We start from the raw sequence: 14,599 nt of genomic DNA on the forward strand, positions 1-14,599 counted from the left end.
CCGTTATTCTCCCGGCTGCTCGGATGCGACAACCGCATCCACCGCGACACCCGGGCGAACCCTTTGCAGCCCTTCGACGATGACGCTTTCTCCCTCGCGCAGCCCGTCAAGCACGATGATGGCGGTGCCGAATGTATCGCCGGTGGTGATATAGCGTTGTTCGACCATCTGTTTGTCGTTGACGACCAGAACGAATTCGCCGCGCTGATCGCGTTGCAGTGCAGCCTGCGGGACCAGAACCCGCAAGGTGGGCTCCAATGCCTCGATATGGACATTCAGGAATGCACCGTCGAGGATCAGGCGGCTTTCGTTGTCGAACTGGGCGCGGACGGTGATGGCACCGGTCAGCGGGTCAATGCGGTTGTCGACAAATACGATCTCGCCGGTTTCGTCCAGCTCTGTGCCATTGGGCAGCGTCACCCTGACCACCGGGCTTTTGTTACTTTCGGCCAGGGATGAGGCGTTTTCATCGACGGCCTGCAGAACCGTGGTGAACTGTTTTTCGTTCAGCGAGAAATTGACATAGATCGGCGCTTCGCTGACCAGATTGACAAGTGGCGGATTGGTCGGGCCGACGACGTCGCCGACACTGGTGGATACCCGTCCGATCCGGCCCGTGAAAGGCGCGTGAATTTCAGTGTAGCTCAGGTCCAGTTCTGCCTGTTGAATGGCGGCATTGGCCGCTTTCACCTCGGCCTCGGCGACCAGTTCGTTGGCGCGGGCAATATCGCGTTCCGATTCCGGCGTCGCGTCGCGCTTGTACAATTCTTCCTTACGGGCCAGATCGACCTTGGCCAGTTCCAGATTGGCCTCGGCCCGATCCAGATCGGCTTTGCGAGCCTCCAGAGTGGCCTGATACAGGTCGGGTTCGATAGTGAACAGCAGGTCGCCCTGGGTCACGGACGCCCCGTCCTCGACATTCTGACTGTCGAGAAACCCGCTGACCCGGGCGACAATATCGACCTTGTCGATGGCTTCGGCGCGCCCGATGAACACGGCCTCGTCAGTGATTTCCTCGGAATAGGCGGCCGCGATGGAAACCTTGGGCGGCGGCGCGTCGCTTTGTTCCTGTGCCAGTGCAGGTTGTACCATGCCCAGACAGGCCAGAACGGCAAAATACTTGCCAAGTGTCCTGACTGCTCCGCTGCTACGGAAAATCGGGTGCTTTGCTGCAGGGGACATGGAAAGAGCCTCGTTCAATCTATGGATTAGGCGCCGCGATGGCATGTGTGCCTTTTTGAGTCGGCGGAATTACGTGGCAGGATGGCCGCTTTAAGACAATATCTCAAGTGTCTTGAATGTGTTCCCTTCCACTATGCATGCAGAGATTTCTCCGCCGGTTGGTACATTTAGGTCGGTGCCAAACAAAAACGGGGGCTCAAGCGGCCCCCGTTTTGGTATTTCACATGAATGTTCGGTCAGGTGCGCGTTCCGGCAAACCGCGTTTGCCAGTCTTCGCGTTGTTCGTCGGTGATCTTGGCGAACAAAACCTCGGGCACTGTGAACGCGTGACCGGCGGGCAGGGCGTTGAGTGCGTCGGCGATATCATCGGGCCAGCCGGTGTCCAGCGTGTTCATAGCGCTCAGCATCCGGGCCGAGGTGTCGGGGATGAACGGCGCGCTTAGAACTGCATAAAGCCGGATCAGGTTCAGGCCTAGCCGGACCTGCGCGGCAGCCTGTTCAGGGTCTTCCTTGAAGGTGGACCAAGGGGCGGCGGCTTGCAGGTATTCATTGCCCGCAACCCAGATGGCCCGCAGTTCTTGCGCGGATTTGCGGACATCCATCGCCTCCATGTGACCTTCATAAGCGCGAACACGTTTGGTGAGCTCCTCAATCAGCGCCTGTTCCCGGTCGCCGAATGCACCGCCTTCAGGCACGGCCTCGCCGAATTTCGAGCGGCAGAACTTGGTAATACGGCTGACAAAGTTGCCCAGCACATCGGCCAGGTCCTTGTTCACCGATTGCTGGAAGTTTTCCCAGGTGAACTCACTGTCGCTGCTTTCGGGCGCATGGCTCAGCAACCACCAGCGCCAGTAATCGGCAGGCAGGATCTCCAGCGCCTGATCCATGAACACGCCACGCCCCTGAGAGGTCGAGAACTGTCCACCATCGTAGTTCAGGTAGTTGAAGGATTTCAGATGGTCCACCATCTTCCAAGGCTCGCCCGATCCCAGAATGGTTGCCGGGAAAGACAGGGTGTGGAAGGGCACGTTGTCCTTGCCCATGAACTGAACGTAACGCACGTCATCGGCACCCTTGTCGGTACGCCACCAGCGTTCCCAATCGGCGTCGGTCCTGCCGTTCGCATCCGCCCATTCCTTGGCGCAGGCGATGTATTCAATCGGCGCGTCGAACCAGACATAGAAGACTTTGCCCTCCATTCCCGGCCAGTCCTGTTCGCCTTTCTTGACCGGAACGCCCCATTCCAGATCGCGGGTGATACCCCGGTCTTGCAGGCCGTCGCCGTCATGCAGCCACTTTTTGGCAATCGATGTGGTCAGGATCGGCCAGTCTGTCTTGCTGTCGATCCATGCATCCAACTGGTCTTTCATCGCTGATTGACGCAGATACAGGTGTTTGGTTTCGCGCACTTCCAGATCGGTCGAGCCGGAAATGGCCGAGCGTGGCTCGATCAGGTCGGTCGGGTCCAACTGCTTGGTGCAGTTCTCGCACTGGTCACCGCGCGCGCGCTCGTAGCCACAGTTGGGGCAGGTGCCCTCGATGTAGCGGTCGGGCAGGAACCGTCTGTCGGCGTTGGAATAGACCTGTTTCTCGCTGACTTCGCGGATCAGTCCGGCGTCATCCAGTTTGCCTGCAAAATGCTGCGTCAATTTCTTGTTCTGCTCGCTGGACGAGCGTCCGAAGTGATCGAAGCTCAGGCCAAACCGCTTGGCGATATCGGCCTGAATGCCGTACATCTCGGCGCAATATTCCGCGACCGGCTTTCCTGCCTTGGCGGCAGCCAGTTCGGCCGGTGTCCCGTGTTCATCGGTGGCGCAAAGGAACATGACCTCATTTCCCCGGCCACGCTGGTAGCGTGCGTAAAGATCGGCAGGCAATTGCGAGCCGATCAGATTGCCGAGGTGCTTGATCCCGTTGATGTAAGGGATCGCCGAGGTGATGAGAATCCGAGCCATTTTCCGTTTCCGCGTATCTGTCTGCGCGCCCGTCTACAGCATGAATCTCGCCAGCAAAAGACCGGTTACACCGATAGGCGCCCGAAAAGACGCTAAGTGCGGTTCTACCGCGGCCTTCGCGCGGTGGTCCCGGACCATGTATGATGGTCGCGCAAATTGTTAACGGGAGTTTGAAATGAAGCTATTCGGGGTTCATCGCCTGATACAGGTGTCCGCCATTCTGTGTCTGACAGTATTCGCCACGCCGAGTGTTCAGGCTGACCAAAGCAAAGCCATGGATGCGATTGAAAGCTTTGACAAGGCGATGCTGTCGGTTTTCCGCCGTGGCCAGGATGCACTGACGTCACAGACCCGACCGGTCATGGTGATCGCGCGGGATGTCACGATCCTGTCCGAGAATGGTCAGGTGTCCTTTCCCAGGGGCGCGCCAAACTATCTGATATTCAAGTCCACATCCCACGTTCTTTTAGGGATAATCGGTGCCGTCACCCCCTGGCCCGAGGAAGATGATGCTGATGCAAGGTGGAAAAAGGACTTTGCAGCCATTGCGCAAGAAATCGACACGTTGTTGCCGTCGCTGGAGGGCCTTGACCTGCCTGAAGACGAGATTACCCGACAACGACAGATGCTTGAGGCCGCGCGCACCTTCACCAGCGGAGCGGTCAAGCGCGGCACCCTCACGCGGCAGGACGTAGCAAACGCGATCAACGAGATGCGTCCGGTTTGGGCGGCCAACATGCGCCAAGCGGCTCGGGCCGAGCTGTCCACGTTGCACAAGGCCGTGTCAGATGCGCGTGCCGCTATCAGTAAAGAAGACTGGGACAAAATGTATGTCGTTCATCACGGCGGGTCCAATGTTACGGGGACCAATGTCGTGGAACTGTATCTGGAGCGCGTGATGCCGCAGAAAGTTGCGGCGGGCCAGGTCATGTTTGCGGAAAATGCGCATGGCAACAAGGCGATGGCTGATTTCGTCGGCTATGAGAGAATGCAACGTCACGTGGGGGCCTGGGCTTTCGGAGATCCGGGGCGAATGGAAGTTGATCTGCTGGGATATGAAGCAGGTTCAATTCTGGATGAAATGATCCCGTCTTCTCCGCCTTCGGACTAGCGTCCGGGGCTTAGTTTCTTACACGACTGCTTGAACAACCAACTATGCCGCGGCACGTCGTGAAAAGGCGCAGGCCGAACACTGTCGAACCCAGGCCGGGACTTTCCCGGCCCTTGTTTTATCGACCTTCACGCGATCGTTTCAGCAGACGGCCGACCGTGAACGAGGTGCGGGGGGCATAGACATAGTTGGTCCGTTCTTCCGGCGTTGGCCGCGATCTCATCCGAGCCAGGCCAAACCCGATCAGGAACACATGGCCCAGCGCGACAAAGGCAAACAACGCTCCGGGACCGAATTCCTGGATCAGTGTAGACGAGACATAGGGCGAGGCGATTGCGCCAAGGGCGTACCAGAACATCAGGGCCGCAGAAAGTTCGACCCGCTGTTCGGTTGTGGCAAAATCGTTGGCGTGTGCGGATGACACCGAAAAGATCGGGAATGTCGTGAAGCCGAACAGTCCTGCAGCCAGCATGACACCTACTGTGCCTGTGTCACTAGCCGCCATCGTTACCCCACAACTGAGCACCGCCGCGAAGGACAACCAGATCAGTACCCAGCGTCTGTCGTATTTGTCCGCAAGCCATCCCATCGGGTATTGCGCCAACGCCCCGCCAAGCACGAACGAGGCCAGGAAGAACGCGATCTGATCCACGCCCAGACCCACTTCTTGCCCGTAAACCGGGCCGACCATCCTGAACGATGCAGAACTCAGCGCGGCCACAATAACGCCCGCCACCGCCAATGGAGAGCTGCTCCAGGCCAGTTTTGGTCGTAGTCGCGGCGCGTCGGGTGTTTTGGGCTGGCTGGCCCGGGTCAACGTCAGCGGCAGCAACGCGGCGCAGCACAGGATGGCCAGCAAATTGTACGAGACATAAGAGGCAGGCGGCAGGACCGCGATGATCAGCTGAGCGCTTAGGGACGCCCCCATATCCACGATGCGATAAGTGCCCATGGCGCGCCCGCGTGTCTCGTTCGTGACCTTGGCGTTCAACCATGCCTCGATCACCGTATAGCTTCCCGCAACGCATGTGCCCGAGGCTACGCGCAACGCGGCCCAGATATATGGATTTTCAGTCAGTGTGTGTCCGATCAGCCCCATGGCCCCCAGCGCGGTGCACACGGCAAAAGCGCGGGAATGGCCGACGTTGCCCATCAGACGCGGAGCCCACCAGCATCCTACGAAAAAGCCCAGGAAATGGGCCGAACCCAGCATACCGATCTGCTCGGTGGTAAAGTTGAGCGTCAGACCGGAAATTGCGTCCAGTGGACCCACGCCGCCTGTCGACAGTTGTAGTAAAATGACAGAAAGAAACAGGGCCGCAAAGGAAATGAGTGTACGCATGATGTTCTCAACTTGACTGTCCAGGCCGGGATTTCACGCACGTTATCGACCTTGCGGAGTCGTTTTTGTCAAATCCCTTCAGTCTTTACCTTTGATTTCGGCACGAATGTCCAGCCCCACTGTGTCCTGCACCAGATCGGCATAGCCCGACGCGCCAAAATCGTGCCGGCTCAGGGCGCCGCGCAGGCGGATCGACAATTCGTTCAGGTCTTGGGTCGCAGTGCCGCGCTGACGGTACAGCGCGGCCTGCAGTGTGATCGGACGTGTGATGCCGCGCAGGGTCAGATCGCCGGTAATTTGCGCGCCGTCTGAGATTCGGCCACTTTGGCCAAGTTGAATGCGGGTCGATCTGAAACGGATGGTCGGATAGGTGCTGGCGTCCAGCACACTCGCGCTCAGCATCGGTCCTTTTGCAATGGGCATTCGGGTTCGCGCCTTGGCAACATCCATGAGGACATCGACCTTGCTGTTGGCAAGGTCTGACAGGTCAAGGGCAATGCTGGCCGACCGGATCGGCATGGTGCCGGATTGCAGGATTCCGGCCAGGTCGAATGTAAAGCTGACTGTGGTTCCGTCTGGAACTAGTTCGTAAGGGCGCAGGGCCGCCTGTGCCGGGTGCGGCAGGGCTGCTGCGGCCAGACCGGCCAAGACGTCGCGTCGGGTCAGGCGCGTCATGCGGTGCCGTATTTGCATTGGAAATTGACTTGTCTGGTTAACATCGGGGCCCTGAGGTGGATTGGTTAGCTCTGACCCTCAGCTAGAGCCCGGCTTTGTGTTTGGCCAATCACATCCTTCGTGAATGGCCCGATCAGGCCGGAACATCCTGCGCTTCGGTCCGGTGCAGGTGCAGGCCCGCGCGCGGTTTGGTCTGGGTGGCTTGCCAGCTGACCGGGGGCAGGGCGCGGGCGCGGCGGCGGGTCAGAGTCCAGGACCGGGCCTCGCCCTTGTGGTTCGCCGCCATGTGCCAGCGCGTCTCGACACCTTGCGCGCCGCCATCGCCGGGTGTCAGCAGCAGCCCGAGCGGTGCCCGCCCCATCGCGCCGCCCTGTTCTGCGGCCAGATGCATCCGTCGTACCGGTGTCAGCCCGGGCGCACCGGGCAGGTCGCCAATGATCAGCGGGATGGCCCCGCTGCGCAACGCCTCTTCCATGCACCACAGCAGGTCTTCGGCGCGGTTGGGGCGGACGAACAGGAAACGCGCGGGGTCGGCAAAAGGCATCATCCCGTCAGGGTTCAACTGGCCGGGCTCCCACCCGGGGGAAATCCACAGCACCGGCCCCTGTGCCTGACCCGCCAGCCACATGGCAAAGCTGCGTCGGGCAGGGCCGCAGGCCTCGTGCACGCGGGCCAGTTGCAGGGTGATCTGAGGGTGCAGTTTTATCCCCGGCGCCTCGCGCGCGGGTTTGCGGCCGAGAAGGTGTGCAGACATGCCGTCAGGTTAGCATGTTCTTGTTTTGTTCTCAAGATCGGATGTGATCCCGGAAGCTATTTAACGAGACAGGATCAGACGGCCATCGGCAAACTGGATGTTCGAGAAACGATGCAGATAATCCATGCCCAGAAGGGACTGATGCAGCTCGCCTTCGTTGATCCAGGCCGAGATGTTGCGGTCTACGATCGGGCCAAGCTCGAGGCTGTCCAGACGTACAGGCGCTGTCCGGACTTCTCCGTTCGCGGTGGCGGCGCGGCCAAAATAGTTCAACTGATCCGGATCAATGCCGACGCGCCTTGCGTCTGCGGAACTCAGGACAATCTGACTGGCTCCGGTATCGACGAGAAATGTAATCGGCTCTCCGTTCACCAGAACTGGCAGGTAATAGTGCCCGTCATAAGACCGGGGAACCTCAACCGTGTCGCCGGTTACGGACATCTGCGCCGAAGGGCCCACGGTTGAACGGATGTCTTCCCACAGGCCCACCACAGCTATCACGCCAATAAAGATGAACACCCAGGCCATCATCTGTTGCAAGGTCTTGTTCAGCGATTGCCGGTTCTGAGAGATGAACCAGGCCACCACCGCTGCGCCGAGCAGGCTCAGATACGCCAAACGTGCAATGCTGTCGCCATCCATACTGTTATCCCAACAATATTACCTGAGTGATATATGGGGATTCAGGACGCAAATCCAAAGGCCTTGAGACCGTCCAGGATGAACTGAACCGACAACGCGGCCAGCAACATGCCCAGCAGGCGGGTCAGTACGTTCAGCCCGGTCTTGCCCAGAACACGGGCCACAGCGCCGGATGTCAGATACATCACGAACACCATCGCCAGCACGACCAGCATCACACCGATGACGACGGCCAGCCCCTGTATGCCGGGCTGCTGTCCTGCCAGCAAAATCATCGTTGCAATCGCGCCCGGACCTGCAATCAACGGAATGCCCAGCGGAAAAACCGACGGATCGGGGTGTTCTTCTTCTTCGGCGCTGGTTTCACGCCGTTTTGTTCGGCGTTCAAACAGCATGTCGAGCGCTGTCAGGAACAGCAGGACGCCACCGGCGACCCTGAATGCCTCCATCGAGATACCGACAAACCCCAGAAGCGCTTCGCCAAAGGCGGCAAACATGGCCAGAATGGCGCCCGCCGTCAGACACGCGCGGATTGCGATCGAGCGGCGCGTGTTCCAATCCATGCCTTGGGTCAACGCCACAAAGATCGGTGTTTGCGCAGGCGGGTCGAGCACCACGAATAGCGTCGTGAACGCGGTAATCAGGAATGCGCTGTCTATCACTGTTTGCTGCTCCGTTGCAGGTCTTGTAGGACACGCAAGGCGTCTTGCGACTGCGCTGCGGGGACATAGATGTGGTCGTGGTGATATCCCGCGACCATGTTTGCAGGTATTCCCTGCCGCGCCAAAGCACCAGATACGGCAGCGGTAAGGCCCACGCCCTCCAGCGAGGAATGAACCTGCAATGTGATGCAGTGCATGGCGACCGTGTCTTGTGGCGCGCTGTCAATCGGGACGATCAGGGACAACCCCTCCGCTTCGACGCAGCTTGCATGTGTTCCGTCAGGCCAGGGTTTGTTGTCAGGCCAGACCACAAAGGCAAACGCACCGGGCTGCAAAACGGGGCGCATGCCGGAAATCATCGCATTGGTGTCCTTGACGGGTGGGGTCATGCGGATTCCGCCTGTTCCAGTCGTTCGGCGGCCGCAACCCACAAGGTCTCGGCCTTTTGCATGGCTTCGACAACCTCGGCAAATTTGCGGTTCCAGGATTCCAGATCGTTGATCCGGTCGTCTTCATACAGCGCTGGGTCTGCCAGTTTGGCCGACAGCTTCTCGTGCATGTCGCTCAACTTCTCGATCCGGTCCTCACATTTGCGCAGATCAGCGCGCAGGGCCAGCATCGCCTCGCGCGACGGGCGTTTGGGTTTGGCCGCTTGCGGTTTTCCCTTGAGCGGTTTTTCTCGGGCCAGCAGCATGGCGCGATAGGCTTCAAGGTCGCCGTCAAAGGGCTTGACCGTGCCGTCCGATACCAGCCAAAGCCGATCTGCGACAAGCGACAGCAAATGCATGTCGTGGCTGACCAGAACAACCGCGCCGGAATATGCAGTCAGCGCCTCGACCAGCGCCTCGCGGCTTTCGATGTCCAAGTGGTTTGTCGGTTCGTCGAGGATCAGCATATGCGGAGCGTCGATCGTTGCGATCAGAAGCGACAGGCGGGCCTTCTGTCCGCCCGAGAGGCGGCCGACCACGGTCTCGGCCTGATCGGCGTTCAAACCGAACCCGGCCAGACGCGATCGCCACTTGCCCGGCGCCTCGTTTGGGCGCAGGCGGCGTAAGTGATCCAGCGGCGTTTCATCAACATAAAGCTCATCCACCTGATGCTGGGCGAAATAGCCGATCCGCAACTTGTTGCTGCGGGTCATTTTGCCGGCCATCAGGGGCAGGCGGTCGGACAGCAGCTTGGACAGGGTCGATTTCCCCTGACCGTTCTTGCCCAACAGCGCAATGCGGTCGTCCTGGTCGATGCGCAGGTTCAGACGTCGCAGAACCTCGGTCTCACCATAGCCCGTCACGCCGCCTTCGATCTGGATGATCGGAGGAGATAGCTCCTCGGGTTCAGGAAAGGAGAATGCGCGTAGCGCGGCTTCTTGCGGGGTCGAAACCAGTTGGATGCGTTCGATCATTTTCAGGCGCGATTGGGCCTGAACGGCTTTAGAGGCCTTGTACCGGAACCGGTCCACGAAGCTTTGCAGGTGGGCGATGCGCGCCTTGGCCTTGGCGTTCTCGGATTCGGCCTGCGCCAGCCGCTCGGCGCGACGCTCGGCGAATTTGTCATAGGGCACCGCGTAATAGGTCAGCTTGCGGTCTTCCAGATGAAGGATCGATCCCACAGCGCGGTTCAGCAGACCCCGGTCGTGACTGATGATGATGACCGTATGCGGATATTTTGCCAGGTAGCTTTCCAGCCACAGCGCACCTTCGAGGTCCAGATAGTTGGTCGGTTCGTCCAGCAGCAGCAGATCGGGTTGCGAAAACAGCACCGCCGCCAGTGCAACGCGCATCCGCCACCCGCCTGAGAAATCCGAGCAGGGCCGCAACTGGTCTTCATCGTCAAAACCCAGTCCTTTCAGGATCGAAGCCGCGCGCGCCTCGGCCGACCAGGCGTTGATGTCGGCCAGTCGGGTCTGGATATCGGCAATCCGCGCCGGGTCGGTGGCTGCGTCAGCCTCGGCCAACAGCGCGCTGCGTTCGGTGTCGGCCGCCAGAACCGTATTGATCAGCGAAACATCGGAGGAGGGGACTTCCTGTGCCACCCCGCCAATCCGCGCGCGGCTGGGCAGCTTGATGTTTCCCGATTCCAGCGCCAGTTCCCCACGGATGAGGCGGAAAAGGGTGGTCTTGCCGGTGCCATTGCGCCCAACAAGACCCACCTTGTGGCCGTCAGGAATTGTTGCGCTGGCCCCGTCGAACAGGGGACGGCCTTCTACCGCGTAGGTTATGTCTTCAATCCGTAACATGAGCCGCTCATAACAGAGGGTGAATTTGGCCGCCAGCAGCTTGACATGTTCAGCACGCGATCAATGTGATAGCGCTGACATGATTTCACCCGGAACGGATTGTTGAATGAGACCCGCGCGAACGCCTCCATCCCTGATCACGCTGGTCCTGATCACTGCGTTGTCGGTTCTGTCGCTGAACATGTTTCTGCCATCTCTGCCTCATATCGGCGAGGACTTGCAGGCAGATTACGGTCTCGTGAACCTGTCTGTTGCAGGGTACCTGGCGCTGTCTGCGGTTTTGCAACTGATCATGGGGCCTTTGTCCGACAGGTTCGGTCGCAGGCCGGTATTGCTGAGCTGCATGGGACTTTTCGTCATCGCCTCGATCGGCTGCGCCATGGCCCAATCGATCTGGGCGTTTCTGGGTTTCCGTATGTTGCAGGGCGCTGTTATCGCGGGGCAGGTTCTGGCGCGCGCCGCCATCCGCGACATGCATCCTCCCAATGAGGCCGCCAGCAAACTGGGTTATGTCTCGATGGCCATGGCACTGGCGCCAATGCTTGGCCCGATGCTGGGCGGAGTGCTTGAGATGTTGTTCGGCTGGCGGGCCGGATTTGTTCTGTATTTCCTGATGGGAACAGGCCTTCTGGCGCTGGTCTGGGTCGATCTGGGCGAGACCAATACCAACACAACCGCAACCTTCACCGCCCAGATGAAGCTCTATCCGCTGCTGTTCAACTCGCGACGGTTCTGGGGGTATTCATTCTGTGCCGCCTTTTCCATCGGCGGGTTCTACGCCTTTATTACCGGTGCGCCGCTTGTTGCGGCCACGTGGTTCGATCTGAACCCGGCCTTGCTGGGGCTTGGAATCGGGATCATCACGATGGGGTTCATGGCCGGAAGCTTTTTGACCGGACGGCTTGCAGCCCGCACAAGACTGAGCACCCTGATTCTTGCCGGGCGAGTGATCGCTTCGGTCGGCCCCTTGGTCGGCTTGATGACCTTTGCAGGGGGTGTGGGGACTGTCTGGTCCTTCTTTGGTTCCGCCGTGTTTGTCGGGTTTGGGAACGGGCTGACCGTGGCCAACGCGACCGCTGGCTTGATGTCAGTGCGGCCCCAGCTTGCAGGCAGCGCAGCAGGTCTTTCGGGCGCTATGACAGTGGCCTTGGGCGCAATCCTGACTTCGGCCACCGGGGTACTGGTCACCCCCGGAAACGCACCCTTCATCGTGCTGGGGATGATGGGCGTCAGTAGTTTCGCGGGCCTTCTTGCCGTGCTCTATGTGCGCTGGATTGACCAGCGCGACCCGTTGCCCGACACGATCTGATCCGCAAAGCATCATAGTGCTTTTCTTAAGGGACAGACCATGCTAGGCGGCGCGCGATAGATTTCGGCGCGGGTCCGCGTCATATAGTAAGGAGAGGCCGACATGGCACTGGAACGCACATTCTCGATCATCAAACCCGATGCAACCCGCCGCAACCTGACTGGCAAGATCAACGCCAAGTTCGAAGAAGCCGGCCTGCGCATCGTTGCGCAAAAGCGCATCCACATGACGAAGGAACAAGCCGGCAAGTTCTACGAAGTACATGCCGAGCGTCCGTTCTATGACGAACTGTGCGAATTCATGTCGTCGGCTCCGGTTGTTGTTCAGGTTCTGGAAGGCGAAGGCGCCATTGCAAAGAACCGTGAAGTCATGGGCGCAACCAACCCTGCAGACGCAGCAGCTGGCACCATCCGCGCCGAGTTCGCTGAATCGGTTGGCGAAAACTCGGTCCACGGTTCGGACGCACCTGAGACAGCAGCGGTTGAAATCGCTTACTTCTTCTCGGGCATCGAGCTGGTCGGCTAAGCCACCACTTTGGTGAACAGATTAGGCCGCCTCTGGTTTCGGGGGCGGTTTTTTTGTTCAAACTGGCTTGAGGTCATTCGACGTGATGCGCACTCCGATGGCGTCGAGGTCCGAAACCAACTTCGATTGCGGGGCGGTCTTTGTATTGGCCTTGATCGCATCGAACCTTTGACGCAGCGCTTTCTTTTCCTCGCCTTTGCAATCGTTCCAGGGGCGGCCCTGCAATCCCATGACAAGTACATAGTAGCCAATGAAATGCGGTCGTGATCCTGCCTGAAGCAGCCGGGCATACGCCGCGTCGGCCCCCAGTTCGCGCAACTCCTGCGCCGAATGAATTCCAGCGCGTGCGCATGCCTGTTCAAAGGCAGGGCCGAGGTTGCGGATGGATGAAACAGGATCTGACATGCCCAAGTCTTATCTGGACGCCGCGATGCTGTCATCCGGTTGATGGAGTGTCGCCGGTCTGAAGGATAACATTGACGCAATTCTTGCCTGATCACCCAAGCTACGGTTTCATGCTGTCATATTGTCGTGCAGTCTCCGATGTTGGAAAATCAAGGAAACCGGTAACAATCGGTAGCCGAATACAATGTCGCGAAAGCCGGGTGGTCGAAGAAGTGAGTGAGACAGAAATCATGGAAACTTTTTTGATCGATGGGCCCCGCATGCCTCGCAAGCACGGGTTCTGATGGTACGGCGGGCCGGAGTGTACGTTGTTGACGGGAAGTTTGACCCGTTCGCGTTCAACAAGGGCCTGAAAGGGCTGGCCTTACGGGTTGAAGGAGGGACTCCGCCGCAGTCCTTCAACTGGCTGGATTGCCACGATCAATCGCTCAGAACGGCAGGGTCGATCTTGCTGGAGGTCGTCGAAACACTGCGGCTTTTGCAGGGCAATGGAGGATTTCCGGTTCAGAAGGGCACAGGCACGGGAAAGTTCGTTCAGGATCTATCGGACGGTCCGGTACGTGATGCATTGAACGGATTTCCAAAGCTGCGTGCATTGATGAACCTTGGTGCAGGAGATTTGGAAATCCAGGAATTTGCCGCAGTTAACGATTTGGAAAAGACGCGTGTACGCGGCGAACTGATTTCACTGAAATCCGAAAACAGGCAGGCGACCCTGGTGCGAGTTCGTTCCCTGCGCGGATATGAACCCGCCTATGAAACGATCTGCGCAGCATTGCAGGAAATGGCCGGGGACGAAGGCGGTCTTGATGTCGTTTACCCCATTCTGTTCCCTGAAACGCCCCCGTATCAATCCAAACCTATCGTACTATTGGGAAAAGAAGAGCCTTCAATTGAGGTTGCCGTGGATCTGATGCGCACCTTTCTGGCTGTTGCGCGGCGGAACGAAGCGGGTGTTATTGCCGACATTGATACCGAGTTTCTTCACGATTACCGCGTTTCGTTGCGGCGTGTCCGCTCGGTTCTCAGCCTGTTCAAAGGGGTCTTTTCACCTGCGCATACGAATGCCCTCAAGCGGCAATTTTCCGACCTTATGGCCCCGACCGGTCGGCTGCGGGACTTGGATGTGTACCTTTTGGAAAAGGATATGTATTTCAGCTTGATACCGCCCAATCTTCATGATGGTGCCGAGGCCATGTTTCGGCAATTCCAGACGGAACGTGCGCAGAAACTTTCAAGCCTGTCCCGTCGGTTCCGCAGTGCAGCCTATCAAAAGCAGATGGATGACCTTGCGGCGCTGCTTGCAGCTCCCCAGACTTTGCAACCGGGGCCCAACGCCGAACGCGGCGCTTATGAATATGCTTGCGCCCTGATCTGGAAACGCTACCGCAAGGTTTGCAAAAGGGCGCGGCGTATATCCCCCATGACCCCGGATAAAGCGGTCCACGATCTCAGGATTGACTGCAAGAAACTCAGGTATCTTATGGAATTCTTTGCACCGCTGTTTTATGAAAAGGCATTCAAGTCGATCATCAAGCCATTGAAAAAGTTGCAAGATAATCTGGGGCGTTTCAATGACTGTTCAGTCCAGCAGGACGCGCTGCTAGGGTTTGTGACTAAACAGTCGAACACACAAGGCCGGGTGGATGCCCAAATGGCCTTGGCCGCTGGTGGGCTGATTTCGGTGCTTGATCAGCGGCAAAAATCCGAACGGGATCGTGTGATCGCCAATTTCAACCATTTTGACAGCCCGGACATCCGGCATCTATTCCGCAGCTTGTTTCATCATAAGGGGGACTGA

The 14,599-nt window shown here is 58.8% G+C and carries 14 protein-coding genes; 4 read left to right on the top strand and 10 right to left on the bottom strand.

Going from position 1 to position 14,599, the window contains the following annotated elements; genetic code table 11:
- Positions 1–3: 3 nt before the first annotated feature.
- Both ACR0CG_RS15415 and metG read right to left on the bottom strand, forming a co-directional pair.
- Positions 4–1,182: an efflux RND transporter periplasmic adaptor subunit gene (locus tag ACR0CG_RS15415; protein WP_480526034.1), complete on the bottom strand. Its 1,179-nt coding sequence runs from the start codon at positions 1,180–1,182 to the stop codon at positions 4–6.
- Positions 1,183–1,418: 236 nt separating this feature from the next.
- Positions 1,419–3,137, bottom strand: coding sequence for a methionine--tRNA ligase (metG, locus tag ACR0CG_RS15420; protein ID WP_480526036.1), 1,719 nt, complete (start codon positions 3,135–3,137; stop codon positions 1,419–1,421).
- Positions 3,138–3,312: 175 nt separating this feature from the next.
- Between metG and ACR0CG_RS15425 the strand changes: the two genes are divergently transcribed.
- Positions 3,313–4,248, top strand: coding sequence for a hypothetical protein (locus ACR0CG_RS15425; RefSeq protein WP_480526038.1), 936 nt, complete (start codon positions 3,313–3,315; stop codon positions 4,246–4,248).
- A gap of 118 nt (positions 4,249–4,366) precedes the next feature.
- Here the strand turns inward: ACR0CG_RS15425 and ACR0CG_RS15430 are convergent, their stop codons facing one another.
- From ACR0CG_RS15430 to ACR0CG_RS15460, 7 genes are all read right to left on the bottom strand, one after another.
- Positions 4,367–5,590: an MFS transporter gene (locus tag ACR0CG_RS15430; protein WP_170616260.1), complete on the bottom strand. Its 1,224-nt coding sequence runs from the start codon at positions 5,588–5,590 to the stop codon at positions 4,367–4,369.
- 78 nt (positions 5,591–5,668) lie between these two features.
- Positions 5,669–6,265 (bottom strand): YceI family protein, encoded by a 597-nt coding sequence (locus ACR0CG_RS15435; RefSeq protein WP_480526040.1) that lies wholly within the window; start codon positions 6,263–6,265, stop codon positions 5,669–5,671.
- A gap of 133 nt (positions 6,266–6,398) precedes the next feature.
- On the bottom strand, positions 6,399–7,019 hold the full coding sequence (locus ACR0CG_RS15440) for an ImuA family protein (protein ID WP_480526042.1): 621 nt from the start codon (positions 7,017–7,019) through the stop codon (positions 6,399–6,401).
- A 60-nt stretch (positions 7,020–7,079) separates the two neighbouring features.
- A complete protein-coding gene (locus tag ACR0CG_RS15445) occupies positions 7,080–7,661 on the bottom strand; it encodes a retropepsin-like aspartic protease family protein (protein WP_321253383.1) in 582 nt (193 codons plus the stop codon).
- A gap of 41 nt (positions 7,662–7,702) precedes the next feature.
- The gene (locus ACR0CG_RS15450; RefSeq protein ID WP_480526043.1) at positions 7,703–8,323 is read right to left on the bottom strand and encodes a MarC family protein; all 621 of its coding nucleotides are present in this window, start codon (positions 8,321–8,323) and stop codon (positions 7,703–7,705) included.
- Positions 8,320–8,712 carry an ACT domain-containing protein gene (locus tag ACR0CG_RS15455; RefSeq protein ID WP_480526045.1) on the bottom strand — a complete coding sequence of 131 codons (393 nt, stop codon included), beginning with the start codon at positions 8,710–8,712 and terminating at the stop codon, positions 8,320–8,322. Before ACR0CG_RS15455 ends, ACR0CG_RS15450 begins: the two co-directional genes overlap by 4 nt.
- The gene (locus tag ACR0CG_RS15460; RefSeq protein WP_170806210.1) at positions 8,709–10,559 is read right to left on the bottom strand and encodes an ABC-F family ATP-binding cassette domain-containing protein; all 1,851 of its coding nucleotides are present in this window, start codon (positions 10,557–10,559) and stop codon (positions 8,709–8,711) included. Before ACR0CG_RS15460 ends, ACR0CG_RS15455 begins: the two co-directional genes overlap by 4 nt.
- A 106-nt stretch (positions 10,560–10,665) precedes the next feature.
- Here ACR0CG_RS15460 and ACR0CG_RS15465 point away from each other — a divergent pair, with 106 nt between their 5' ends.
- On the top strand, positions 10,666–11,868 hold the full coding sequence (locus ACR0CG_RS15465; protein WP_480526048.1) for a multidrug effflux MFS transporter: 1,203 nt from the start codon (positions 10,666–10,668) through the stop codon (positions 11,866–11,868).
- 102 nt (positions 11,869–11,970) lie between these two features.
- Positions 11,971–12,393: a nucleoside-diphosphate kinase gene (ndk, locus tag ACR0CG_RS15470; protein WP_155143779.1), complete on the top strand. Its 423-nt coding sequence runs from the start codon at positions 11,971–11,973 to the stop codon at positions 12,391–12,393.
- Positions 12,394–12,450: 57 nt separating this feature from the next.
- Here ndk and ACR0CG_RS15475 read toward each other — a convergent pair whose 3' ends face one another.
- Positions 12,451–12,798, bottom strand: coding sequence for a TfoX/Sxy family protein (locus tag ACR0CG_RS15475; protein WP_480526049.1), 348 nt, complete (start codon positions 12,796–12,798; stop codon positions 12,451–12,453).
- 301 nt (positions 12,799–13,099) lie between these two features.
- Here ACR0CG_RS15475 and ACR0CG_RS15480 point away from each other — a divergent pair, with 301 nt between their 5' ends.
- Positions 13,100–14,599 carry a CHAD domain-containing protein gene (locus tag ACR0CG_RS15480; RefSeq protein WP_480526051.1) on the top strand — a complete coding sequence of 500 codons (1,500 nt, stop codon included), beginning with the start codon at positions 13,100–13,102 and terminating at the stop codon, positions 14,597–14,599.

Source organism: Ruegeria sp. AB8, assembly GCF_056542605.1.

Coding starts and splice junctions, on each gene's coding strand:
- ACR0CG_RS15415 (WP_480526034.1), bottom strand. CDS start 1,182: ATGTCCCCTGCAGCAAAGCACCCGATTTTCCGTAGCAGCGGAGCAGTC.
- metG (WP_480526036.1), bottom strand. CDS start 3,137: ATGGCTCGGATTCTCATCACCTCGGCGATCCCTTACATCAACGGGATC.
- ACR0CG_RS15425 (WP_480526038.1), top strand. CDS start 3,313: ATGAAGCTATTCGGGGTTCATCGCCTGATACAGGTGTCCGCCATTCTG.
- ACR0CG_RS15430 (WP_170616260.1), bottom strand. CDS start 5,590: ATGCGTACACTCATTTCCTTTGCGGCCCTGTTTCTTTCTGTCATTTTA.
- ACR0CG_RS15435 (WP_480526040.1), bottom strand. CDS start 6,265: ATGACGCGCCTGACCCGACGCGACGTCTTGGCCGGTCTGGCCGCAGCA.
- ACR0CG_RS15440 (WP_480526042.1), bottom strand. CDS start 7,019: ATGTCTGCACACCTTCTCGGCCGCAAACCCGCGCGCGAGGCGCCGGGG.
- ACR0CG_RS15445 (WP_321253383.1), bottom strand. CDS start 7,661: ATGGATGGCGACAGCATTGCACGTTTGGCGTATCTGAGCCTGCTCGGC.
- ACR0CG_RS15455 (WP_480526045.1), bottom strand. CDS start 8,712: ATGACCCCACCCGTCAAGGACACCAATGCGATGATTTCCGGCATGCGC.
- ACR0CG_RS15460 (WP_170806210.1), bottom strand. CDS start 10,559: ATGTTACGGATTGAAGACATAACCTACGCGGTAGAAGGCCGTCCCCTG.
- ACR0CG_RS15465 (WP_480526048.1), top strand. CDS start 10,666: ATGAGACCCGCGCGAACGCCTCCATCCCTGATCACGCTGGTCCTGATC.
- ndk (WP_155143779.1), top strand. CDS start 11,971: ATGGCACTGGAACGCACATTCTCGATCATCAAACCCGATGCAACCCGC.
- ACR0CG_RS15475 (WP_480526049.1), bottom strand. CDS start 12,798: ATGTCAGATCCTGTTTCATCCATCCGCAACCTCGGCCCTGCCTTTGAA.